Raw genomic sequence first — 22,154 nt, 5'->3', positions numbered from 1 at the left:
AGTTGTGAATACACTGTTATGAAGTATTGAAAACACACAATTCAAAGTAAATTGCGTTTTATTTTTAAACACTTTCAACAGACTAATAGTAACATCTTATATTTTTAAAGAAGAATTAGAATAAACCTACAGAATGTTAAAAAGAGTTTTTTTAGGAATCGTTGCTTTCTTGTTTTTTCATATCGGTCAGAGCCAGGAAACCGATTCAACAGGTTACACTGTATTTCGATATGATAACGGAATTATTTCCAGCGAAGGCTATTTTAAAAATGGCAAACCTAATGGATACTGGAAAACCTACTACCCTAACGGCAATCTCAAATCAAAAGGAAACAGGAAGAACTTCAAATTAGATAGTTTGTGGCGCTTTTATCGTGAGGATGGAGCCCTTGAGCAAGAAATCAATTACACGGCCGGAAAACGTAACGGATACACGTATAACTACAATGAAGAAGGATTACTCGTATCTAAAATTCGCTACGATGATGATGTTAAACAGGGGTGGGCTACATTTTACTTCCCTGAAAGAAGAAATAAGCAGTACGAGAAAAAATTTGTTGATGGTAAAGTTGAAGGCGAAGCTTACGAATACAGTAAGGACGGAAGAGTAATTGCCATTTTAAAATACGAAAAAGGCTTTTTGCAGGATCGGTTTGAAATTAACCGTTACAATCCCAAAAAGAAGAAAACAGGACTTTGGATTACTTACCATGATGATATCGAAGAAACGAAAAAGGTTAAGCAACTGGAAGGTCGCTATGTAAATGGGTTAAAAAATGGCTATTTCCGTGAATATGACAGAAATGGTGAACTTCTATCAACGACTAAATACGTCAACGGAGAAGTTGTTAAAAATGCTGAGGAATTGATGAATGTTGAAGTTAAACAAACATTTCACGACAATGCACAGGTCGAATGGGAAAGAACTTACCTCAATGGAAAACCGCATGGCGTTTGGAAGAAATTCAATGATTCTGGCCAGGTTATATCTGGTAAAATATACGATAAAGGAAATCTGTTGGGAGAAGGAATAATCGATGAAGAAGGATTGAAACAAGGTCCCTGGAAAGAATATTACCAAACAGGAGAATTACGTGCTGAGGGTGAATACCTTGACGGAGCACGATACAAAAAATGGAAATTCTATTTCAAAGATGGAAGTTTAGAGCAGCAAGGTACTTACTTAGCTGGTGGAAAGCCTCATGGTATGTGGAAATGGTATTATGAAGATGGTGATATTCTAAGAGAAGAGTATTTTAGAAACGGTAAAGAAGATGGTGAAATATTGGAATACGATGAAGAAGGAAATGTTGTTGTTAAAGGTTATTATATCAATGGATTAGAAGATGGAGAGTGGACAATAATAAGTGGCAAGTACAAAGAGGTTGGAAAATTCATTGAAGGAATGCGTTACGGAGAATGGAAGCATTATTACTTAGATACTGAGGAACTCGCTTTTGAAGGTTCATTCATTGATGGATTACCTGATGGCAAGCACACTTATTATTACGATAACGGAAAAAAGATGCTCCAGGGAAAATACCAGGCCGGATTGAAAGAGGGTGTTTGGAAGCGATTCAATAGAGATGGGATTTTGATCCTGACGAATGAATATGAAGGCGGACAAAACGTTCGTATTGACGGCAGAAAAATTAAGCAATAAAAAAAGCCGCAGGATTTAATCTTTGCGGCTTTATTAATTTTTTTAATGTTACTACTTACCGTGATTTGCTTTCACAAACTTTGGTATTAAAATCAACGCCATTACCCCTGCAAAAATGTGCATAGGGATGGTCAATGCTGCGAAACCTTTAGGTACACCTTCTGGGAAGATAAATCCTATGGTTTCAGGAAATAGAGGGAAGTAAAAACTCATTAATAAGAAAATACCTCCAGCTATCAGGTAAATTTTGGTTCCTTTTTTGAATCCCGACAAGCAAATTAGATAATAAACGATACCAGCTACTAACATGGGGAAGAAGGAGAAGATTGTTACTGACATAGTATCAATTCCTCCTGGTACTTTATAACTGGTTGCCAATGGATAAATCATTATCCATAGGTTGTTGAGAACACCGGCTACTAAACCGGCAATCACCCCTGCGGTGGAAAAATTCCACAACGACAGGCTTTCTTGCTCTGTGTGAAGAGATGTTTCTGAAGTAGCCATAATCAATATGTTTTAGAACGATTAAACTTGAAGTTTTCCTTTCACAATTTAGGAAAAACTTTTTAAGCAAGCAACATAATTTCTTTACAGTGAATTAAATACGCTTTACATCTAAGACGTATAACGGGTGAAACGGTTGTTTTAGTGCTTCTCTTCCCTGAAGTAAACCTTGTAAAAATTCATCTGTTTTTCATTGTCAAATCCGCGTTCCAGATAGTGATCAACCTGCGATTCGTTGTTGAAATTTAATTTGATCTGGATCTGACCATCGAGCTTAATTGTACTCTTGATTTGCTTTTTGGATTCTTTTACTCGCTTCTCGTCTATTTGAAAAGATTCTTCTTCACGAGGTTCAAAGTGATTATCTTCCTGGAACTTTTGTTTGTAGTCTTTGAATTGCTCTTTGTAAGCATCTGTTTGTATGACTTCATCTACAAAATCGTCAACATCAAACTTTTCTTTTTCCTCAAAGTACTTAACCGTTCTGTCGAGCATTTTAATTCGCTCTTGTGGAGCTTCTTCTTCATTTACTACTTCATTTGCAAATGAATTCACCATTTCAAAAGTTTTAGCAGTATAGAAGCTGTCTGTAGCATCAGGAATCACCTGTAAAAATTTCTCATTCCAGTACTGTGTATCGTAAGCATTAGCATCAATTGTGAGCAATCTGAATCCTGAATCTTTTTCTGTGTTAAAGACTATACAACCTTTATCGAGTTTGTTAGTATTGATTCCTTCATCTGTTTTTAAGTTGATTTGGCTGTGACCATCAACAATCTTTAAAAACTGGTCTTTACTTTCATTCTTAAAAATTCCAACAGCTTCAACCGGTTCACCTTCAATTACCATGTTATCGAAGTAAGCCACGCAGCATTCTCCAGTTTTAATTTGTGGATGTGTTCCCTGTTCAAATAAATGACGGGCAATATGCATGGATATCTCCTCAAACTTTGATTGATCGTGAAATAACATTTCGCAATAATGAAAGAGATCATTTCGAGACGTCTCACCAGAATTATGAGTGAATTTGTAGAAATCCTGTTGTTTTCTGAATGGTTTAAAGAAATATTTGTGGAGTGAGTCGAGAATTTCTTCGTTTAATTCGAGCTGTCTTTCACTAGTGAAAAGCGACTCATTTCTCGATTTATTGCCCACTTTATGGACAATACACTTCAGTAATTCAGCTTCAGAAAAAACTACCATAATTTTATTTTTAGCAAATGTGGGGCAAAAATCAATAAGTTCTTCGTGTTGTTGAAAAATGGATTTTTATTTTTGAACCCCGGATTAAAAACAAGCGCACAATGAAGAAGAATAAAATGATAGGTCTCGTTATTTGGTTAATTACTCTTATAGTACCATTTAACATTGGTTTTTTATTGGAAATGGGACCAAACCTAATAACGTTAATTACTTTTATCTTAACACTTGTTGGTGGAGGTTTTGGCGCTTATTTTTTCTCTAAATCTTCAGGTAAGTCAGCTTAAATTGCTTTGAGTAACTGAATAAATTCCTGCTGGAGCATTTCACTCTTATTGGTATTGTACCACTTTTGAATCTTTTCGAGAATTACGTTCCAGTCAGATCCGTTTTCTTTGAGTGAAAGGTAGAGTTCCTGGCATTCTTTAGGTCGCGGACCCCAGGTGAATAATTCGTTGTAATCGCTATCTACTGCAATCAGCTTTGGTATTGCTCTACCACCATTCGTAAGATAGGCATCGATTATTTCAGGATTTTCATCTCTTAATACGTAGCGCGTTTCAATACCTAATTCACGAGCTATTAATTCAATTGCCGGAATATTGTGTGCTGCATCGCCACACCAGCCTTCAGTAATGATGAGCCACTTTTGGTTCTGACCATCAATATTCAATCCCTTTATTTCTTCACTCAACTTTAGGGTTTTAAACCAGCGTTTCATGCGTTTTTGGTTCATTTGAGTGTAGTTGATCATCGCTTCACTTTGATTGAGGCCGGTAGTTTTGTTTTCCTCTAAAAGCGATTCAATAAGATCATTGTAAGCTTTAAATGTGTATGCGTTTTCAAAATATTCAGATCCGAAAGGTGCTTTTTTCATGTTTCTTTATTTTGGGTACAAAATGAAAAAACCCGATGGACATTTTTTGTCATCGGGTTTACAGTTTTTGAGGTCGCGAGCGGATTCGAACCGCTGTACAAGGTTTTGCAGACCTCTGCCTAGCCACTCGGCCACGCGACCATGCGGTGCAAATGTAATAATATTTTAGCCTTGTACAATCACACTTACCTGCTCAACATCTAATTCTATTGGGGCTCTGTGCTTTGTTACTTTAACTTTTACATCTTTTGCCTGTACGTAATGACGTTTAATGGCGTTCAGTATGTTTTGAGCGGCTTTTTCAATCAAATTACACCTGTGTTGCATTTCGATGGTTACCATCCTGCTAACTGTCACATAATCAAAAGCATATTTTAAATCATCAGTTTCTATTGCCTTTGAAAAATCACCAATTACTTCTACATCAACGGTAAAATACCCGCCAACTTTAGCTTCTTCATCAATGCATCCGTGATAGGCATATACTTTTATTCCTTCAATATTGATTTGATTCATTAGCTGATCTCCTCAATTGCTCTTTTAATGCGAGCTTCAGTTTCTTCTTTACCCAGTAGCTCACAAATTTGGAATAGAGAAGGTCCCATACCTTTTCCGGTCAGAGCCACACGAAGTTGCGGACCCAGTTTACCAAAACCGATTGATTCGTCTTCTAAAATAGCTTTGAAGGCTATTTCCAGTTCAGATGCGCTGTAATCAGTATCACCAAAGCGTTCTATTACTTTATTGAGTAATTCCGGAGTGTTTTCTTTCCATTTTTTACTCACTGTTTTTTCATCGTAAGTCGATGGAGCCTCGAAAAAGAACTCAGCTTCTTTTAAGATATCACCAGGAAATGTCGCTCTCTCTTTAGTGAGTTCAATGATGGAATACAACCTTTCTTTGTCAATATTAATTTTACTATCAACTAGTTGATGTTCAATTAATTCAGCAAGTTTTTTATTGTCCTTGGTTCTGAGATATTGCTGGTTGTACCATTCTGTCTTTTTTGCATCGAACTTAGCTCCTGCTTTACCCACACGGTCGAGAGAGAAGGCTTCAACGAGTTCTGACAGTGTAAATATCTCCTGGTTTGTTCCCGGATTCCAGCCCAAGAAAGCGAGCGTATTGATAAATGCTTCTGGGAAATATCCCTGTTCGCGATAACCCATTGATACTTCTCCAGTTTCTTCATTCTTCCATTGAAGAGGAAATACAGGGAAACCGAGACGATCACCATCGCGCTTGCTCAATTTTCCGTTACCATCTGGTTTTAAAATGAGTGGAAGGTGAGCAAAAGTTGGCATTGTATCTTCCCATCCCAAGAAACGATAAAGTAAAACATGCAATGGTGCTGATGGTAGCCATTCTTCACCCCGAATTACGTGAGTGATTTTCATCAAATGATCATCCACGATGTTAGCGAGGTGATAAGTTGGCATTCCGTCACCTTTAAAAATTACTTTATCATCAATGTTTGAAGAGTTCACAACTACCCAACCACGTATTTCATCGTGAAAACGAACCTCTTCATTGCGCGGAACTTTCAAACGAATAGTGTATGGCTCGTTGTTATCGAGTTTCGCATTTACTTCATCTTCAGATAAAGTAAGCGAGTTTTTCATGGAGTTACGCGTAACGCTGTTGTATTGCCAGTTAGGCATTTTGGCCTTTTTGGCTTTTTCGCGCATTGCATCGAGTTCCTCAGTTGTATCGAAAGCGTAGTATGCTTTGTCTTCTTTTATGAGTTGCTCAGCGTATTGATGGTATAAATGTTTTCTATCAGATTGCCTGTAAGGACCATATTCTCCTTCTTTCCACGGACTTTCATCAGGTTGAAGTCCACACCATTCAAGTGATTCTTTGATATAAGATTCTGCCTTACCAACTAACCTTGTTTGATCGGTATCTTCAATCCTGAGAATGAATGTCCCGTTTTGTTTTTTCGCAAACAGATAATTGTAAAGGGCTGTTCTCACACCACCCATGTGAAGTGGTCCGGTTGGACTTGGAGCAAAACGCACTCTTACTGATGCACTCATAATTTATTTGTTTTTGAGCGCGCAAAGATATGAATAGAAAAACAGAGAACTAGAGGGTTTAGAAAGAACGTCTAATTCCGCCTCTACGTTTACTTGAATCGAATCTTCTGCTCAGGTGAAATTCGAGAAACATGTAAACATCATTATTCTCAGGATTACCTCTAATGCCGCCTTCGCCACCGCCACCATCTAATCTGCGATTAGCTAGTTCAGCAGCTACAGGACCGTAAGCCTCTCGAATTTCCTGATTGTCGTAGTAGTCTGTACTCACATCGTCCAGGTAATCAGTTGCTGTAAATCTCGCTTGTCCTTCTAGTGATATTGACCAGTGGCGAGTCATGCTGTATTTGAAACCAATACCAACAGGCAAACCAAATGTAAATCTACTGTATTTTCCGTTTCCTGTTTCTAGTCCCTGACCTTCAGTACCAAGAGGTTGTAGATCATGCCATGTTCCATTGAGTTGTGCTTGCGGATTAAAGTAAAGCGTTGTAAAACCGGTTGCTACATAAATTGAAAAATCTCCACCCTGGCCGTAATGGCGATAGCGTCTACCTAATGTTTTATTCATAGGAATATTTTCCTTGAGTAGATAAAACTCTATCATAGGAGAAAATTCAAAAATATTTGTTCTTGCAGAGAGGTTTCTATTCGCCCGGCCTGGATTTTCTGTGTATTCATCACTTGCCAAAGTTTGTAGGTAAGAAAAACTCATCCTTCCACTAACATAGTCGCTGATTTTGTAACGAACACCTACAGTAGCAGCATAATTCGTAGCTTCGAGATTCATGTCTCTAATGTCATTTCTGCCAGCTTCAGGTCCTCCTCCAAGGTCAGATAGCATTTGACTGGCTCCGCCACCAAAAAATATTTCAGTGCGGTATCTCGTCCATAATTGTGAATATGTTGTTGAGAATATTGACAATGCAACAACAATCAACGAAATTTGGCGTATGATTGAGATGCGCTTAACCATTTTGGGATAATTAAGGTTCATGTTTGTAAGGTTTAAAATTGTGATGGTAAGCGAGTTGAAAGCAGCAAAAGTAACGAATGTCTAAAGTAAATAGCAAATTAATTCAAAAGTTAGATGATTTTACCCGTAAATTCTATCTAAATGAATTGTTAAAGGGTACAATTATCGGTACGGCTTTATTGGGAGGATTGTTCTTAATACTCGCGGTTTCAGAGTACTTTTTCCGTTTGCCCGGTAGTGTTAGACTCACGGGATTAATTGTTTTCGTTGCTGCCTTTATTTTTGTGTTAATAAAATATATTGCTCTACCATCCTACAAGCTTTTCGTTCCTAAGCAGGGCTTGAGCTACGATAAAGCTGCAACAATAATTGGTCAACATTTTAGTGATGTAGATGATAAACTTTTAAATGCGCTGCTTCTTGTCAAAGAAGATAATAATGCTCTTGCACTTGCTATGGTTGATAAAAGAGCTAAAGAATTATCTCCTGTCCCTTTTGAGCAGGCTATCAATGTTAAACTGAACTGGAAAATTGCTCCTTATCTATTTGGAGTCATCCTTATTTGCGGAATTATTTATTTTTTAAATCCCTCAATTTTTTCCAGTTCCACTCAGCATTATATACAGTACAATATTCCTTTTGATAAAATGGCTCCTTATGACTTTCAATTAAAGAATACTGATTTGAATGTTAAAAAGGGACAAGATTTAACTATAAATGTAAGTCTTGAAGGTAAGGAAATTCCAACTAAGTTGTTTCTCAAAGATAGTAGAGGATCCTGGAGAATGGATCAAAAGGAGGCCGGTGTCTTTTCTCTAACGATTGAGAATATTGAGAATGATTTCAGTTTTGTTTTCAATGATGGAGAGTTTCAAAGTGAATCTTATAGTGTTAATGTATTAGCTGTTCCCCAACTCAATAGTTTCAAATACAAGATACAATATCCTTCACATATCGAAAATGGAAAGAGTGTAACGAAAAACGGCTTATCTGAAATTGTGATACCCGAAGGCTCGCTGGTTTCCTGGGAGCTCGATATGGAAAACGTTGATTCAGCTACGGTTCTGACCGATAATGCAACTAATCTTTTTATCGATAAGGATAACACAATAAAATCTGATGTTTCTTATGACCTTATTGTTCATGGTGTTTCTGTTTCTGATACAGTAGTTTCAGATTTTAAAATAAATGTAGAAAAGGATTTAGCTCCTAAAATTCAAGTTGAGATGGTGCGCGATAGTGTAAATCTCAATGTTTTCTATTTCTCTGGTGAGTTTAAAGATGATCACGGTATTAAAAGTATTTCTGCAGTTTTTGATAATGGACGGTCAGAACCGATTGAATTTGATGGTTTCAAAGAAGGCAGGTTCTTTTATTCGTTGAATATCAACGATTCTGCTTATAAAGAAGCAACAAACATAAAATTTAAAGTTTCAGATAATGATGTTGTTAATGGCTACAAAGAGTCTTTTTCTAAACTTTTCGTGATTGCAAAATCAGACAGAGAAAAGGTAAGTAAACTTCAAAATGAAAAAGAAAATAATTTAGAAAGTGAAATAGAACAACTTTCTGATAAAGCTAAAAAGTTAGACAAGAAGTTGAAGGATTTCAAAGATCAACTTTTGCAAAAAGAAAAATCTGACTGGAGTGATAAAAAGAAGTTCAAAGAGCTAATGAACGAACGAAAAAACATCCAGGAAGAGGCAGAGAATCTCAAAAAGAAGAATGAGGAACTCAATAACTTTAGGAAACAAAACACCAAACTCAATGAAGAAATTCTCGAGAAACAACAAAAGTTAAATGAGTTGTTCGATGAAATAGCTGATGAGGACTTTAAAAAGAAAATGAAAGAGATGGATGAAATGCTCGAAAAGATGAATAAAGAGGAACTTCTCGAAAAGATGGAAGAGCTTTCACCAGAAGAACTAAACGAGCAACTCGATCGCAACCTCGAATTATTTGAGCGATTAAAGGTTGAAAACGATTTCAATCAATTGAAAGAGGATTTACAAAAAATTAGAGAAGAACAGGAGAAACTTCAAAATGATGACAAAAGCTCTCCTGAAGAAAATGCTGCTAAACAAGACTCTCTGAACAAAGAGTTTGACGATTTCAAGAAAAAGCTCGATGAAACGGAAAAGAAAGCTCAAGAACTCGATATGGATGAGCTTTCTACAGGTGATAAAAAAGAGGGAATTGATAAAGAGATGAAGAATGCCTCTCAACAAATGAAGCAAGGCAATAAGAAGCAGGGAAAAAAGAGCCAGTCTAAATCTGCTGAAATGATGAAGGAACTCGAACAAAAAATGGGTCAATCTTTATCCATGCAATCCAGCAAGCAGATGGAGATGAATATTGAAACACTTCGTCAAATTCAAGAAAATCTTATCGAATTAAGTTTTAGACAAGAAGCCGTTATCGATTCTATGAAGATTTTAAAAAGCAAAGATCCACGTTATGTTTCAGTTATTGAAAATCAACATGATATTGGTGAGGATGTACAAGTAGTTGAAGATTCATTGAGAGCTTTAGCCAAAAAGGCATTTTTCCTCGATCCAATCATTAATAAAGAGATGAAAATCATTGATGAGAGCATAGCTTCAAGTGTCGATAATTATGCTGACAGGAAACAGAGCAAAGGGTTGATGGAGTCGCAGGAAGCAATGACAAGCTTCAATAACTTAGCCTTAATGATAGGTGAAATGCTTGAACAAATGCAAAAACAAATGTCCAAGCAAAAGTTTGGTCAGAATCAGTGCAATAAACCTGGTAGTGGAAAAGGTTCAAAACCCGGAATGAAGAAAATGAAGCAGATGCAAAAAGAGCTTTCCAAAAACATGGAAAAACTCAAAAAGCAAATGGAGCAAGGTAGCCCCGGTGGAAAAAAAGGAAAGAAGAAAGGTCAGCAAGGTTCACCTAGAATGTCTGAGGAAATAGGTAAAATGATGGGCAGACAAAAATCTCTTCGTGAAACATTGCGTAAGATTCAAAACGATCAAGAGGGAACAAAAGCAGGAGATCAGCTCAAGAAGCTCGATCAAAAGATGGAAGAGAATGAACGCGATATTTTAGAAAAGAAGATCGATGAAGAAACACTCCGCAGACAACAGGAGATACTGACCAAGATGCTCGAAGTTGAGGAAAGTATTCGTCAACAGGGCAAGAAAAAAGAACGAGAGAGTAAATCGAGTAATTTAACTCAAGAGACAGTTCCTGATTACCTTCAAAAATATTTAAAGGAAAAGGAAAAAGAAGCCGAGTTATTTAGAGGAGGCCTACTTGATTTCAATCCGTATTATCGCGGAAAAATTGATAAATATTTACTCGATGAATCGAATTAATATTTCCTTTCATTCTAAACAATCACTACCTTTTAATCTCGATGAAATTGAAGTTTGGATCAAAAGAGTAATCGACCGTGAAAAAAGAAAAACCGGAATAATATCTTATACTTTTGTCGATGATGAAGAGTTGTTGAGAATTAATAAAGATTTTCTCAATCATGATTATTTTACTGACATTATCACTTTTGATGAAGTTGTAGACAACACGATAAATGGTGATATTTTTATCAGCCTCGAAAGAATACAGGACAATAGTTCAGATTCTGCTTCTTTCAAAAATGAATTTTTACGAGTTGTAATTCATGGTGTTTTACACCTTATAGGTTATGACGATCACTCTTCATCAGAGAAATTATTAATGCGAGAAAAGGAAGATGATTACATTGAATTGTTCCACGTGAAACATTGATTTATGATTGATAGTTACGATGTAGTTGTAGTAGGTGCAGGTCATGCAGGATGTGAAGCTGCAGTTGGAGCTGCTAAAATGGGCTCTAAAGTTTTAATGGTTACCATGGATATGACACGAACAGCTCAGTTGAGTTGTAACCCTGCTATGGGCGGTGTAGCAAAAGGTCAGATCCTTAGAGAAATTGATGCTCTAGGTGGATACAGTGCAATAGTCGCTGATAAAAGTGCTATCCAGTTCAGAATGTTGAACCGATCTAAAGGTCCCGCAATGTGGTCTCCAAGAACACAAAACGACCGAAGCATGTTCAATAACATTTGGAGGTTGATGCTCGAGCAAACACCCAATGTTGAATTTTGGCAGGATATGGTTAATGCCTTGATTGTTGAAAATGGAAAGATTAAAGGTGTTAAGACTGGACTCGGAATTGAGATTTCCTGTAAATCTGTTATTGTTTCTAGCGGAACTTTTCTCAATGGTTTAATTCATATTGGCGATAAACAAATGGGTGGTGGTCGTTCAGGAGAAAAAGCTTCTTACGGGATGACCGAACAACTCGAAGAATTCGGATTTGAGTCGGGTAGAATGAAAACCGGCACACCACCAAGAGTTGATGGTCGCTCTTTAGATTATTCTGTAATGGAAGAACAAAAGGGTGATGAAGAACCTGGTAAATTCTCCTTTTCTGATGATACATCTCCATTGAATAAACAGAGAAGTTGTCACATTACTTATACAAATTCTATTGTACACGATATACTTCGAGAAGGCTTTGATAGAAGCCCTATGTTCAATGGAACTATTCAAAGTATAGGACCGAGATATTGCCCCAGTATTGAAGATAAAATCCATCGTTTCGCAGATCGAAATCGACACCAGGTTTTCGTTGAACCCGAAGGCTGGGAAACGGTTGAAGTTTACGTCAATGGATTTAGTACAAGTCTGCCTGAAGAAATTCAGTTCAAAGCGATTCGTGAAATTAAAGGTTTTGAGAAAGCCAAAATATTCAGACCCGGCTACGCCATCGAGTACGATTATTTTCCACCAACTCAATTAAAATATACCTTAGAAACGAAGCTAGTTGACGGACTTTATTTTGCCGGACAAATAAACGGAACAACCGGATACGAAGAAGCCGGATGCCAGGGATTGATGGCTGGTATTAATGCAGCATTAAAAATTCAGGAAAAAGATCCGTTTATCTTATCTCGGGATGAAGCATATATTGGTGTATTGATTGATGATCTTATTACAAAAGGGACCGAAGAACCCTACAGGATGTTTACCAGTAGAGCAGAATACCGAATCTTACTTCGCCAGGATAATGCAGACGAACGCCTCTCTCGCAAAGCACACGAGATGGGATTAGTAGATGATAGTAGAATCCGCAATCTTGATTCAAAGCTCGAAGGAAAGCAAAAACTTCAGGATTTCCTCGAAAAAGAAAGTGCTGTTCCTGAAGAAATCAACCCGATTTTAGAGGAAAAAAACACGAGCAAACTCAACCAAAAAGTGAAATTAATTTCACTCGTTAATAGGCCACAACTTCAGCTAAATGATATTATTGATGGATCTGAAAATCTTAAAAAGTTTATCGAAAAGGAAAACATCAATAAAGAACAAGTTCAGCTTTTTGAGATAGAGTCGAAGTATGCCGGATACATCGAGAAGGAAAAAGAGATGGCTGATAAAATGAAGCGTCTTGAAAATATTAAAATACCTAATAATATAGATTACACGAAACTGAGTTCTTTGTCTGCCGAGGCTGCTGAAAAAATGACAAACATTAAACCAGAAACGTTATCGCAGGCTTCGAGAATTAGTGGAGTATCACCTGCAGACATTAGTGTCTTACTCGTACATCTTGGAAGGTGATATGTTTCACGTGAAACAGCCGGTTTTTTTAAAATTGACCTCAAATGAGTGTCTTTGTTTGATTCAAGGTCTTCGCTAGTATTAGGTGGTTAATTTTTGATAATAATCAATTTTATAAAAAGTTAGTTTTAAATATTGAATATAAGCCAGTTGTACTTATTTAATTTAAATTTGACTGTTTTTACAATAAAAAAGAGAATTCAGGGTTAATATTGCTGCTATGAAATACCTGGGATATTTGGTTCTGACCGTAACAATTTTGTCCAATTCAGTTTTTGGTCAATCAGGAAACTCTGTTGGAACCTGGATAGATTATCTTCCTTATAAATCTACTTTCAAAGTAGTAGCTGCTAAAAACAAAGTTTATGCAGCAACACCATTTTCTCTTGTTGAGATAGACAAACGAGATAATTCGGCTCGTAGATTGAGTGCTTTGAATGGTTTATCAGAGGTTGGTGTAACGGCTCTCGGTTATGATCAAAATACAAATACTGTTATTGTGGGTTACAACAACGGTATTTTTGATTTAATCACTGAAAATACAATCTATTCAATTCAGGATATTGAGCGAGCAAATATTGCAGGTGATAAAAGAATTACCAATATTCAATGTGATGGTCAGCACGCTTATCTAACGACCACATTCGGCATTGTGCAATACAATATTTCCAGGAGAGAAGTATCAGAAACCTTCAGGCTCAACCAGGAGGGAGACCTTGCTGTTTTCGATGTGGCATTTAAAGGAGACACCATATTTGCTGCTACTGAAGAAGGGCTTTATAAAGCATCTCTGTCAGATCCCAACGTAGGCTACTACATCGCATGGGAAAAACCCGCTTACGATCCCGAGCCAAATACTGAATATGAATTTGTTGAGATTTTCCAAAACAAATTAGTACTCAACATACCCAGTGATAAATACGCTGCAGACTCAATTCTCATCCAGTCAGATTCCGGATGGTTTTCTCCCCAATTTCTGCAAGAATCAAACTTCTTTGATATCATCGCATATACTGATCAGTTATTACTTTCCCGAAATGGTGATGTTGTGATCGTTGACTCTGGTTTTCAGGTACAACAAACTATATTTCAGTACTATACAGGTCAAAGAGCGCAACCCAGGGCAATTGTAAAAGATGGCGAAAACAATCACTGGATCGCTGATGATCAACAAGGTGTGATAAAAGTGAAAAATCTAGAGGGCTTTGATCGATTTTTACTCGATGGCCCGCCCACAAACAACGCCAATGAATTTGCATTCGGCAACGAGCAAACTTACATAGCATCAGGTGCTACCAACCGGGGACTCGGCAATGAATACCTCAGAGAAGGTGTTTATTTCCTCAGCAATAGTGGTGATTGGAGCCAATACAGCTACCTGGATGATGATCGGCTCAACAATGTTTTTGATTACATCTCTCTGGCTGTTGACCCAACAGACGAGTCACACTTTTTCGTTGGCACAATAGGATCGGGAATTTTGGAATTTGAAAGCGAAGAACTCATTGAGATTTACGACAATGATAACAGTCCGCTAAAAAATGTTTCAGGACTCGATGATACTGTTGGAACAGATGTTCGAATAAACGGCCTCGATTTTGACGAGCAGGGAAACCTGTGGATTTCAAACAGTATTACTCAATTTGGAGTTGCGGTCAGAACCGCAGAAGGAGAATTTATGAGTTACAACCTGAGTGAGTACCTCGACTCCGAAGCCGCATCTGGAGATATTATCGCTTCACAAACAGGATACAAATGGATGCTCTTACCCAATAAAGGAAAAGGAATCCTCGTATTTGACGACAATGGAACACCGCTCAACACACAAGACGATCGGGCTAAAATACTCAACTCAGCAGGTGGAAATGGAGGGCTGCCCTCAACCAATGTTTACTCAATGGAAGAAGATCTCGAAGGCCGAATTTGGGTTGGTACAGATCAGGGAGTTGTGGTTTTCTATTCTCCGGGAAGTGTTTTTGAACAGGGAGTAAACTTTGATGCTCAACGAATATTCGTAGAAGTTGATGGCGTCACAAATTACCTTCTCGAAACAGAAGTTGTCACCACAATTGCTATTGATGGGGCAAACAGAAAATGGTTTGGAACACAGAGCTCAGGAGTTTTTCTCATGAGTGAAGATGGGAGTGAAGAGATATTCCATTTCACAAAAGAAAATAGTTCGCTCATCTCTAATGAAATTGTGGATATAGGCGTAAATCCATTCAACGGTGAAGTGATGATTGCCACTGGAGATGGAGTTGTCGCTTATAAAGGAACAGCAACTGAAGGCGATCCGCTTTACCAAGATGTTTACGCCTATCCGAACCCGGTGAGTCCCGGGTTTACCGGAAACATAGCGATTAAAGGGTTGGCGCCAAACTCAGCAGTAAAAATCACTGATATCAACGGAAACCTCGTATTCGATACTTATGCTGATGGCGGACAGGCAATTTGGAATGGTAAAAACATGAATGGTAGCCCTGTTCCGGCTGGTGTTTATCTTGTTTTCGCTTCAGATTCAGAAGGGCTTGAAGCAGCAGCAACCAAGATTTTGATCAATCGCTAAACATGATCACAAAACAGCTCGGATTTGTCATCAATCGAATTCAGTACAGCGAATCGAGTATTATCGTTAGAGTGTTTACTCGTGACTTAGGACTGAAGTCTTTTCTCGTTCAGGGAGTTCGCAAGAAAAAAGCCAAAACGAAGGCAAACCTTTTTCAGCCGTTATCGCTCGTAGAAATAACGTTCAGATACAAGGAAAACGCGAATATGCATCGTGCAAATACCTGCTCGCTCTCTACAACCTATTCCACCATTCCATATGATTTCCTCAAATCATCTCAGGCTATTTTCCTGGCAGAGTTGCTTTACAAAAGCCTTCAGGAATCAGATCCGCATGTCGATTTGTTCGACTGGCTGCGTATTCACCTCGTTTGGTTTGACGGATCTGAAGAGGGAATTGCCAATTTTCACTTGTTTGCCGGTTGGCATATCACGCGGTTTTTGGGAATCATGCCTGAGACTGGCTCTGACCATTACTTTGATTTGCTCAACGGGAATTTCACGCATGAAAATACAGGTCAGTATTCGGTTGATAAAGAGTATAGCGATGCTGTGAAATATCTCTTGTTAACGAGTTTTGAGGATATGCACGAACTCAAGCTCAACCGACAAACAAGGCAGGTATTGCTCGATCAACTGATTATGTACTACCAGCTCCATCTGGAAGGTGTCCGCGAAATAAAATCAAAAACGATTTTGCAGGAAGTGATGGATACGCTTTAAAATCTTTTGCATCAAGCCAAAGAGAAAAACACTACTAATCTACTTGCTTCAGTGAACAGGCAATCCGTTTTCTCTCCACATCAACACCAATTATTTTCACTCTAACCTGTTGATCGAGGTGTAAATGTTGGGTAGGATCATCTACGAACTCGTTTGCGATTTCGCTCACGTGAATCAACCCGTTTTGCTTGATGCCGATATCCACAAAAGCACCAAAATTGGTGAGGTTGGTGACAATTCCCGGCACGATCATTCCTTCTTCAACACTTTCAATCGATTTGAGCGATTTATCGAACTCAAACATTTTGGCTTTTTTACGCGGATCTCTTCCCGGTTTTTTGAGCTCTTCCACGATGTCTTTCAAAGTGGGAAGCCCAACTTCCTTATTCACAAAATTGGTCAGATCCAGTTTTTCCAAAAGTTCGCGGTTACCAGCGAGCTCCTCGGTTCTGACCGATAAGCTTTTCGCCATCTTTTTCACGATGTCGTAACTCTCTGGGTGTACAGCGGTATTGTCGAGAACGTTTTCGCCATTCCTGATGCGTAAAAAGCCTGCGCATTGTTGAAATGCTTTTGGTCCGAGCCCACTTACCTCTAAAACCTCTTTTCGGTTCTTAAAACCGTTTATTTTGCTTCGGTGCGTTACGATCTTTTGAGCGCTGCCTTTGTTGAGTCCGCTCACGTACTGCAACAGGTACTCACTCGCAGTATTTAATTCCACACCAACCTGATTTACAGTGTTGATAACAGTTTGATCCAGTGCCGATTGAAGCATTTTTTGATCCACATCATGTTGATATTGCCCCACGCCAATTGATTTGGGGTCAATTTTCACCAACTCTGCAAGGGGATCTTGTAACCTTCGCCCGATGCTCACAGAACCTCTTACCGTTACATCGTATTTTGGAAATTCTTTCCTGGCAATTGAACTGGCAGAATAAACTGAAGCTCCGGCTTCATTCACCACAAAAACCTCCACATCTTTTTCAAACCGAACGCCTTTGACCAGAATTTCAGTTTCTCTGCCTGCCGTTCCGTTACCGATGGCAATTGCATCGATTTTAAAGGTGTTGACGAGCTGATTGATTTTCGACTTTGCCCGTCCTTTTTCGTTTTGTGGCGGGTGTGGATAAATGGTTTCGTTGTGGAGCAAATCTCCGTGTTCATCGATACACACGAGTTTACATCCGGTTCTGAAACCGGGATCGATAGCGAGTGTTCTTTTTTCACCAATCGGAGCAGTGAGCAAAAGTTGCTGGAGGTTGGTCTTGAAAATATTAATAGCCTGCTGATCGGCTTTTTCTTTTGACTTTGCTGCAAACTCGTTTTCCAGCGAAGGTTTTAAAAGTCTTTTGTAAGCATCTTTAATAGCGAGTTCTATCTCTTCACGACAAGCCGAGTCGCGCTTGACAAAGAATCGCTCCATGAACTGCTGTGCTCGCTCTTCATCGATTTCAATTTTCACGCGAAGGAAGCCTTCGTTTTCACCTCTGCGCATTGCGAGTAAACGGTGAGATGGAATTTTAGATAGCGTTTGCTGCATATCCCAGTAATCGCGGTATCGTTCAGCTTCCTCTTTCTTTGACTTCACGACTTTCGATTCTATACGGGCAAACTTTTCAAACATCTCGCGCAATCGCTGGCGGACGATCGAGTTTTCACTCATCCATTCTGCCACAATATCTCGCGCTCCCTGAAGTGCATCATTGACACTTTCAAATTGATCACTGACGAATCGCTGTGCCTTATTTTCGAGATCAGGGTCGCGTTGTGCCATCATCATTTTAGCCAGCGGCTCAAGTCCGGCTTTTCGTGCTTTCTCAGCTTTAGTGGCTCGTTTCGTTTTGTAAGGAAGGTAGAGATCTTCGAGTTCCTGCTCAGTTTGTGCCGACTCAATTTCTTTTTTCAGTTCATCGGTCAGAACCTCTTTCTCAGCCAGCGTTTCCAGGATGTACTTCCTGCGTTTTTCAAAGTTTTGGATGCGCTCGTGCTCATTGACGATCTTTTCCAGTTGCGTTTCGTCAAGTCCGCCAGTGACTTCTTTCCTGTATCGCGCCACGAACGGAATTGTAGCCCCGTCATCAAAAAGGGCCAGCGTCTTTTTAACCTGATTTTCCGGAATATTTGTGATTTGGCTAATTGCCGAAATGATTGACATAAGAGAGAGTTAAAATTCTAAGCAATAATGGAAAAAAGTTTTAAGTTGGGTAAATATGAAAAGCTAAAAGTATATCAGGTAGTTCAATAGTAAGGTGTTGAATTTTATATTTGTTTTAACACAAACTTACTGGCATCTAATTTTAGAGTTGAAAACCTGATAACCAATTGAAAAAATTCCACTGAGAAAAAATGAGTAGTGAAGCAGAACAAAATATTATTATTTACAACACGAATGATGGTAAAGCATCTGTGGCCTTATATGCTAAAGGTGGCAATGTATGGATGAATCAGCAGCAACTTGCTGAGCTTTTTGACACCTCTATACCTAATATCAGCATGCACGCGTCTAATATACTGAAAGAAAAAGAGTTAGATAGAAAATCAGTTATTAAGGATTACTTAACAACTGATCAGCAACCTTATCTCAATCAAACCTTAGGCAGCGAAACAGCTTCGATAAAACGTTCAATATTTTTCTTGCTACCGGTAATGTAGAGCAAGTCGTCACGCTTGATTTTGGTCGATGGTTTGATACTCGACCTCAATTCGTTTTTGCGCATCAGCGCGATGATTGAAACTCCAAATGCCTTTCGAACCTCAGCACTTTCAACGGTTTTCCCTTCAACTAAACCGCCTTCACGCGAAACACGAACACACTCTATGTTGAGCCTCGGCAACACATCACCGGAGTTTGCTTTGAGGTGCGTTTTGGGTCTGAACATTTCGTAGTTATCGGATCTGATCGTGTTGATCATCGTGTCAATATTATCGATCGGAACCAGGAAGCGATGCATAACGCGGGAGAAAATTTCGATGCTGGTTTCAAATTCCTCGGGAATAACTTCATCAGCTCCCATTTCTATTAGCGAATCGATGTCTTTCACATAACGGGTTCTGATGATGAGGTGAACCTGTTGAGAAATATTCCTGATTGCCGATGTTATTCCTTTAATCGCCTGTGAGTCTGAAATGGCAACAACTACAACTCTTGCCTCTTGTACGTGGCAATGCTTGAGGATGTGATCGTGAGAGGCATCCCCGTATAAAATGGGCTCTCCTTTTTCTTGTTCCTCCTGCACAACATCGGCATTGAACTCGATAATGATGTAAGGAATTTTAGCGTATTTAGCGGCCCGTGCAACATTTTTTCCGTTCACACCAAAACCCACAATTATGAGGTGATCAGATAATCCCTCATCCACAGGATCTTTGCGTTTTTGTTTTTGAGCAGCCGTTTGCCAGTTCATTACGCGCTTCCTGAACTGCGTTCCCATGAACAGAGCTGAAATTTTTTGGCCTTTCATAATCGCAACGGGCGTAATTGCCATTGAAGCGATTGAAACTGAAAGGAAATACTGGTAGTTTGTTTCGCTGAGCAAGCCGTTTGAAATACCAAATTCTGATAGGATGAAAGCAAACTCCCCAACCTGGAAAAGAGTGAGCCCGGTGAGAATAACCGTCCTGGGGCTGTAGTTTAAAACTCTGGCCGCAAATCCGGCAATGACTGCTTTGGTAATGATGACTAAAATGGTCAGAACCAAAATTAACCCTACGTGATCAAGAAAGAAACTGATGTTCAACAGCATCCCGATCGATACGAAAAACAGACTGGTAAAAAGCTCTCTGAATGGCAAAATAATACTCGTTGCCTGATGACTGTAATCCGATTCCGAAATGATGAGCCCTGCAAGGAAAGCTCCCAGTGCGAGTGATAGTCCGGCCTGTGAAGTCGTCCAGGCTACAGCAACGCAAATAACAACCGTGGTGAGCAGGAAGAGCTCCTTGCTTTTTGTTCGCGCAACTTCGTGTAAAAGCTTTGGAATCACATACCGCGCCCCGATGTAGGTAACAGCTAATACGATGAGTGATTTCACGAGAAGATTGAGCAAAGCAGTTGTGACATCAGCTGTATTACCGGCTATGATTGGCGTGAAGAGCATCATGGGAACCACAATGACATCCTGAAAGATGAGCACACCTAATGACATTCTGCCGTGCGGAAGATTGATTTCATTGCGCTCTGCCAGTAGCTTGAGCACGATAGCCGTACTACTCAACGAAAAGAGGAAGCCGGTAAATACGGCTTCAGACCATGAAAAATCGAGCAGAATAAAAACAAGCGCTGTAACCATGATAGTCAGACCCACCTGAATACCGCCACCAAAGAAAACAGTCTTTTTAATAGAGGCGAGTTGCTTGAGTGAAAACTCAATCCCGATGACAAAAAGCAGCAGAATTACACCGATTTCAGAGAGGACTTCAACTTCGTGCGTTGCTTTTACGAGGCTGAGGCCGTTTGGTCCGGCTATGATTCCGGTCGCTAAAAAACCCAGTACTGAAGGCAGTTTTAGCCTGTGAAACACCAGTACAACAAATACCGATAGAGCAAAAATGATGAGGATGTCCTGCAGAATAGGTATTTCCATTGAGATTGTTTTGGCAATTCAAAGCTAATACAACTGAGGGTTTCGCAGGATATGAAAAGGCTAAATCAGGACAAACGCGCTTTAATTGGTTGAGTTTGTTAGTAGAGAGGAAAAGTATAATAAAACCACTAAAAGTGAAAAATTCATTAATTTTACTTTATACAAGACAATTAACCAATAATGCAACCTAGAGAATTGAAGAATATAGATGTTGATAATAATAGAAAGCTGAATTTTTTAAAGCCATTATATGTGATAGTCCTATTAATTGCTTTTTTACACATTTCATGTGATGATAAAGTAAAAAAGGAGCTCTATAAGGATGGGAAATTAAAAAAAGTGATTTATTTATCTGATGGAGAGGGTTATAAGATTGAGAACTACGCTACGAAAGGTATTCTAACTGCGGAGTATGAGATTAAGAATGATCAGAAACACGGAATGGCAAAATTGTACTTTATGGATGGGAGCATTAAGAGTTCCTTAAAGTATAAGAATGGTGAAAAGCATGGTATATGCTATTTGTACAATAAAAATGGAGGGGTATTCAAAAAGTTTGAGTTTAAAGAAGGTGAATTAGTCAAAGAATTTCCTGAACCAGAATAGAGCTCAGTGTTTTTAAGATACCGTTACCACATGATTAGAGATAGCGTATCGTTTCAAGTAATTTGTCTACAAACCACGCGATGAAATCGCGCGGTAGCGGAGCAATACAATCAAAGCTTGTAAGCTATACCAACACTTAAATTTATAGTTCCAATACTCTGTTCCCAAGTACTTGTTGATGTATTGCCATCACTAGTTTTAGTTTCAACTTCCGAAAACTCAGGTCCTGTGCCTAAATAATCTAAATTGGTCAGTAAACTTATGTTATCGCCAACACCAAATTGAAATCCAGCACCTACGAGATAGGCAAAGGCAGAAGCGTCAGCACTTTCTTGCTCTATCCAAACTGTATTACCGTTAGCGCTTCCTGTTACGTCTAATTTAGGCGAGGATGCACTTGCAAAACCAATCATTGCTCTGGTATCAAAACTGATGTTATCTGATACGGGAAAAGATCCATACCCACCAAACATAAAAGCTCCAATTCGCCATAGCGTATCGTGTGGTTTCAATTCTCATTAGCTTTCCTTAATTTAGCCGATTGCCTAATGAAAAACCACATATTATGTCGATAACCCTAACCCAAAATGCCGAGTTATTGATGGAATACGTCAATAAAACCGGCAAAAACATCTTTTTGACCGGCAAGGCCGGAACAGGAAAAACGACTCTGCTCAAGCATTTGCTGGCAACGACCTACAAAAAAAATGTCGTGGCTGCACCAACCGGAGTAGCTGCCATCAATGCCGGAGGTGTCACGCTGCACTCTCTTTTCCATTTGCCG

19 protein-coding genes and 1 tRNA gene are annotated in these 22,154 nt (G+C 38.9%); 10 read left to right on the top strand and 10 right to left on the bottom strand.

Features of this window, described 5'->3' with window-relative positions; all coding sequences use genetic code 11:
• Positions 1-133: 133 nt before the first annotated feature.
• Positions 134-1,663: a hypothetical protein gene (locus tag RI557_RS07265; protein WP_310667968.1), complete on the top strand. Its 1,530-nt coding sequence runs from the start codon at positions 134-136 to the stop codon at positions 1,661-1,663.
• A 51-nt stretch (positions 1,664-1,714) separates the two neighbouring features.
• Here the strand turns inward: RI557_RS07265 and RI557_RS07260 are convergent, their stop codons facing one another.
• Entirely contained in the window at positions 1,715-2,170 is a 456-nt protein-coding gene (locus tag RI557_RS07260) for a hypothetical protein (protein WP_310667967.1), read from the bottom strand.
• 141 nt (positions 2,171-2,311) lie between these two features.
• A complete protein-coding gene (locus RI557_RS07255; RefSeq protein WP_310683002.1) occupies positions 2,312-3,373 on the bottom strand; it encodes a nucleoid-associated protein in 1,062 nt (353 codons plus the stop codon).
• A 101-nt stretch (positions 3,374-3,474) separates the two neighbouring features.
• On the opposite strand from RI557_RS07255, the gene RI557_RS07250 reads away from it, so the two are divergent.
• Complete coding sequence (locus RI557_RS07250; protein WP_310683000.1) at positions 3,475-3,657, top strand: hypothetical protein; 183 nt, start codon at positions 3,475-3,477, stop codon at positions 3,655-3,657.
• On the opposite strand, the gene RI557_RS07245 is transcribed toward RI557_RS07250, so the two are convergent.
• From RI557_RS07245 to RI557_RS07225, 5 genes are all read right to left on the bottom strand, one after another.
• Positions 3,654-4,247, bottom strand: coding sequence for a thioredoxin family protein (locus tag RI557_RS07245; protein ID WP_310682998.1), 594 nt, complete (start codon positions 4,245-4,247; stop codon positions 3,654-3,656). The two genes, RI557_RS07250 and RI557_RS07245, sit on opposite strands and share 4 nt — an antisense overlap.
• A gap of 70 nt (positions 4,248-4,317) precedes the next feature.
• Positions 4,318-4,388: transfer RNA gene (locus tag RI557_RS07240), tRNA-Cys, on the bottom strand.
• Positions 4,389-4,412: 24 nt separating this feature from the next.
• A complete protein-coding gene (gene folB / locus RI557_RS07235; RefSeq protein WP_310667963.1) occupies positions 4,413-4,763 on the bottom strand; it encodes a dihydroneopterin aldolase in 351 nt (116 codons plus the stop codon).
• Positions 4,763-6,286, bottom strand: a complete 1,524-nt coding sequence (gene gltX, locus RI557_RS07230) for a glutamate--tRNA ligase (protein ID WP_310682996.1) — start codon at positions 6,284-6,286, stop codon at positions 4,763-4,765. The genes folB and gltX overlap by 1 nt, the downstream gene beginning before the upstream one ends.
• Before the next feature lie 58 nt (positions 6,287-6,344).
• Positions 6,345-7,283: an outer membrane beta-barrel protein gene (locus tag RI557_RS07225; protein ID WP_310682994.1), complete on the bottom strand. Its 939-nt coding sequence runs from the start codon at positions 7,281-7,283 to the stop codon at positions 6,345-6,347.
• Positions 7,284-7,339: 56 nt separating this feature from the next.
• On the opposite strand from RI557_RS07225, the gene RI557_RS07220 reads away from it, so the two are divergent.
• From RI557_RS07220 to recO, 5 genes are all read left to right on the top strand, one after another.
• Positions 7,340-10,603 carry a hypothetical protein gene (locus RI557_RS07220; protein ID WP_310667960.1) on the top strand — a complete coding sequence of 1,088 codons (3,264 nt, stop codon included), beginning with the start codon at positions 7,340-7,342 and terminating at the stop codon, positions 10,601-10,603.
• Complete coding sequence (gene ybeY, locus RI557_RS07215; protein WP_310682992.1) at positions 10,590-11,015, top strand: rRNA maturation RNase YbeY; 426 nt, start codon at positions 10,590-10,592, stop codon at positions 11,013-11,015. The genes RI557_RS07220 and ybeY overlap by 14 nt, the downstream gene beginning before the upstream one ends.
• A gap of 3 nt (positions 11,016-11,018) precedes the next feature.
• Positions 11,019-12,890: a tRNA uridine-5-carboxymethylaminomethyl(34) synthesis enzyme MnmG gene (gene mnmG, locus RI557_RS07210; protein ID WP_310682990.1), complete on the top strand. Its 1,872-nt coding sequence runs from the start codon at positions 11,019-11,021 to the stop codon at positions 12,888-12,890.
• 220 nt (positions 12,891-13,110) lie between these two features.
• Positions 13,111-15,456: a two-component regulator propeller domain-containing protein gene (locus RI557_RS07205; protein ID WP_310682988.1), complete on the top strand. Its 2,346-nt coding sequence runs from the start codon at positions 13,111-13,113 to the stop codon at positions 15,454-15,456.
• A 2-nt stretch (positions 15,457-15,458) separates the two neighbouring features.
• The gene (gene recO / locus RI557_RS07200) at positions 15,459-16,178 is read left to right on the top strand and encodes a DNA repair protein RecO (protein WP_310682986.1); all 720 of its coding nucleotides are present in this window, start codon (positions 15,459-15,461) and stop codon (positions 16,176-16,178) included.
• 34 nt (positions 16,179-16,212) lie between these two features.
• Here the strand turns inward: recO and RI557_RS07195 are convergent, their stop codons facing one another.
• Positions 16,213-18,336 (bottom strand): Tex family protein, encoded by a 2,124-nt coding sequence (locus RI557_RS07195; protein WP_310682984.1) that lies wholly within the window; start codon positions 18,334-18,336, stop codon positions 16,213-16,215.
• A 191-nt stretch (positions 18,337-18,527) separates the two neighbouring features.
• On the opposite strand from RI557_RS07195, the gene RI557_RS07190 reads away from it, so the two are divergent.
• Positions 18,528-18,833, top strand: a complete 306-nt coding sequence (locus tag RI557_RS07190) for a hypothetical protein (protein WP_310682982.1) — start codon at positions 18,528-18,530, stop codon at positions 18,831-18,833.
• Here RI557_RS07190 and RI557_RS07185 read toward each other — a convergent pair.
• A complete protein-coding gene (locus RI557_RS07185; protein ID WP_310682980.1) occupies positions 18,767-20,764 on the bottom strand; it encodes a cation:proton antiporter in 1,998 nt (665 codons plus the stop codon). The genes RI557_RS07190 and RI557_RS07185 overlap by 67 nt on opposite strands.
• A 180-nt stretch (positions 20,765-20,944) precedes the next feature.
• On the opposite strand from RI557_RS07185, the gene RI557_RS07180 reads away from it, so the two are divergent.
• Positions 20,945-21,370 (top strand): hypothetical protein, encoded by a 426-nt coding sequence (locus tag RI557_RS07180; protein ID WP_310682978.1) that lies wholly within the window; start codon positions 20,945-20,947, stop codon positions 21,368-21,370.
• Positions 21,371-21,480: 110 nt separating this feature from the next.
• Here RI557_RS07180 and RI557_RS07175 read toward each other — a convergent pair whose 3' ends face one another.
• Positions 21,481-21,882, bottom strand: a complete 402-nt coding sequence (locus RI557_RS07175; RefSeq protein ID WP_310669141.1) for a hypothetical protein — start codon at positions 21,880-21,882, stop codon at positions 21,481-21,483.
• A gap of 53 nt (positions 21,883-21,935) precedes the next feature.
• On the opposite strand from RI557_RS07175, the gene RI557_RS07170 reads away from it, so the two are divergent.
• The coding region (locus RI557_RS07170; protein WP_310682976.1) for an AAA family ATPase at positions 21,936-22,154 on the top strand (219 nt) is incomplete at its 3' end.

It is taken from the genome of Salibacter sp., assembly GCF_031581065.1.
In the GTDB taxonomy this organism is placed as follows: Bacteria; Bacteroidota; Bacteroidia; order Flavobacteriales_G; family Salibacteraceae; genus Salibacter.
The sequence above is the reverse complement of the archived record's forward strand: the minus strand, read 5'-3'. Positions and strand labels throughout refer to the sequence as shown.

Excerpts from the sequence above, each read along its gene's own strand:
- RI557_RS07265 (WP_310667968.1), top strand. The coding sequence starts at position 134 with ATGTTAAAAAGAGTTTTTTTAGGAATCGTTGCTTTCTTGTTTTTTCAT.
- RI557_RS07260 (WP_310667967.1), bottom strand. The coding sequence starts at position 2,170 with ATGGCTACTTCAGAAACATCTCTTCACACAGAGCAAGAAAGCCTGTCG.
- RI557_RS07255 (WP_310683002.1), bottom strand. The coding sequence starts at position 3,373 with ATGGTAGTTTTTTCTGAAGCTGAATTACTGAAGTGTATTGTCCATAAA.
- RI557_RS07250 (WP_310683000.1), top strand. The coding sequence starts at position 3,475 with ATGAAGAAGAATAAAATGATAGGTCTCGTTATTTGGTTAATTACTCTT.
- RI557_RS07245 (WP_310682998.1), bottom strand. The coding sequence starts at position 4,247 with ATGAAAAAAGCACCTTTCGGATCTGAATATTTTGAAAACGCATACACA.
- folB (WP_310667963.1), bottom strand. The coding sequence starts at position 4,763 with ATGAATCAAATCAATATTGAAGGAATAAAAGTATATGCCTATCACGGA.
- gltX (WP_310682996.1), bottom strand. The coding sequence starts at position 6,286 with ATGAGTGCATCAGTAAGAGTGCGTTTTGCTCCAAGTCCAACCGGACCA.
- RI557_RS07225 (WP_310682994.1), bottom strand. The coding sequence starts at position 7,283 with ATGAACCTTAATTATCCCAAAATGGTTAAGCGCATCTCAATCATACGC.
- RI557_RS07220 (WP_310667960.1), top strand. The coding sequence starts at position 7,340 with ATGTCTAAAGTAAATAGCAAATTAATTCAAAAGTTAGATGATTTTACC.
- ybeY (WP_310682992.1), top strand. The coding sequence starts at position 10,590 with ATGAATCGAATTAATATTTCCTTTCATTCTAAACAATCACTACCTTTT.
- mnmG (WP_310682990.1), top strand. The coding sequence starts at position 11,019 with ATGATTGATAGTTACGATGTAGTTGTAGTAGGTGCAGGTCATGCAGGA.
- RI557_RS07205 (WP_310682988.1), top strand. The coding sequence starts at position 13,111 with ATGAAATACCTGGGATATTTGGTTCTGACCGTAACAATTTTGTCCAAT.
- recO (WP_310682986.1), top strand. The coding sequence starts at position 15,459 with ATGATCACAAAACAGCTCGGATTTGTCATCAATCGAATTCAGTACAGC.
- RI557_RS07195 (WP_310682984.1), bottom strand. The coding sequence starts at position 18,336 with ATGTCAATCATTTCGGCAATTAGCCAAATCACAAATATTCCGGAAAAT.
- RI557_RS07190 (WP_310682982.1), top strand. The coding sequence starts at position 18,528 with ATGAGTAGTGAAGCAGAACAAAATATTATTATTTACAACACGAATGAT.
- RI557_RS07185 (WP_310682980.1), bottom strand. The coding sequence starts at position 20,764 with ATGGAAATACCTATTCTGCAGGACATCCTCATCATTTTTGCTCTATCG.
- RI557_RS07180 (WP_310682978.1), top strand. The coding sequence starts at position 20,945 with ATGCAACCTAGAGAATTGAAGAATATAGATGTTGATAATAATAGAAAG.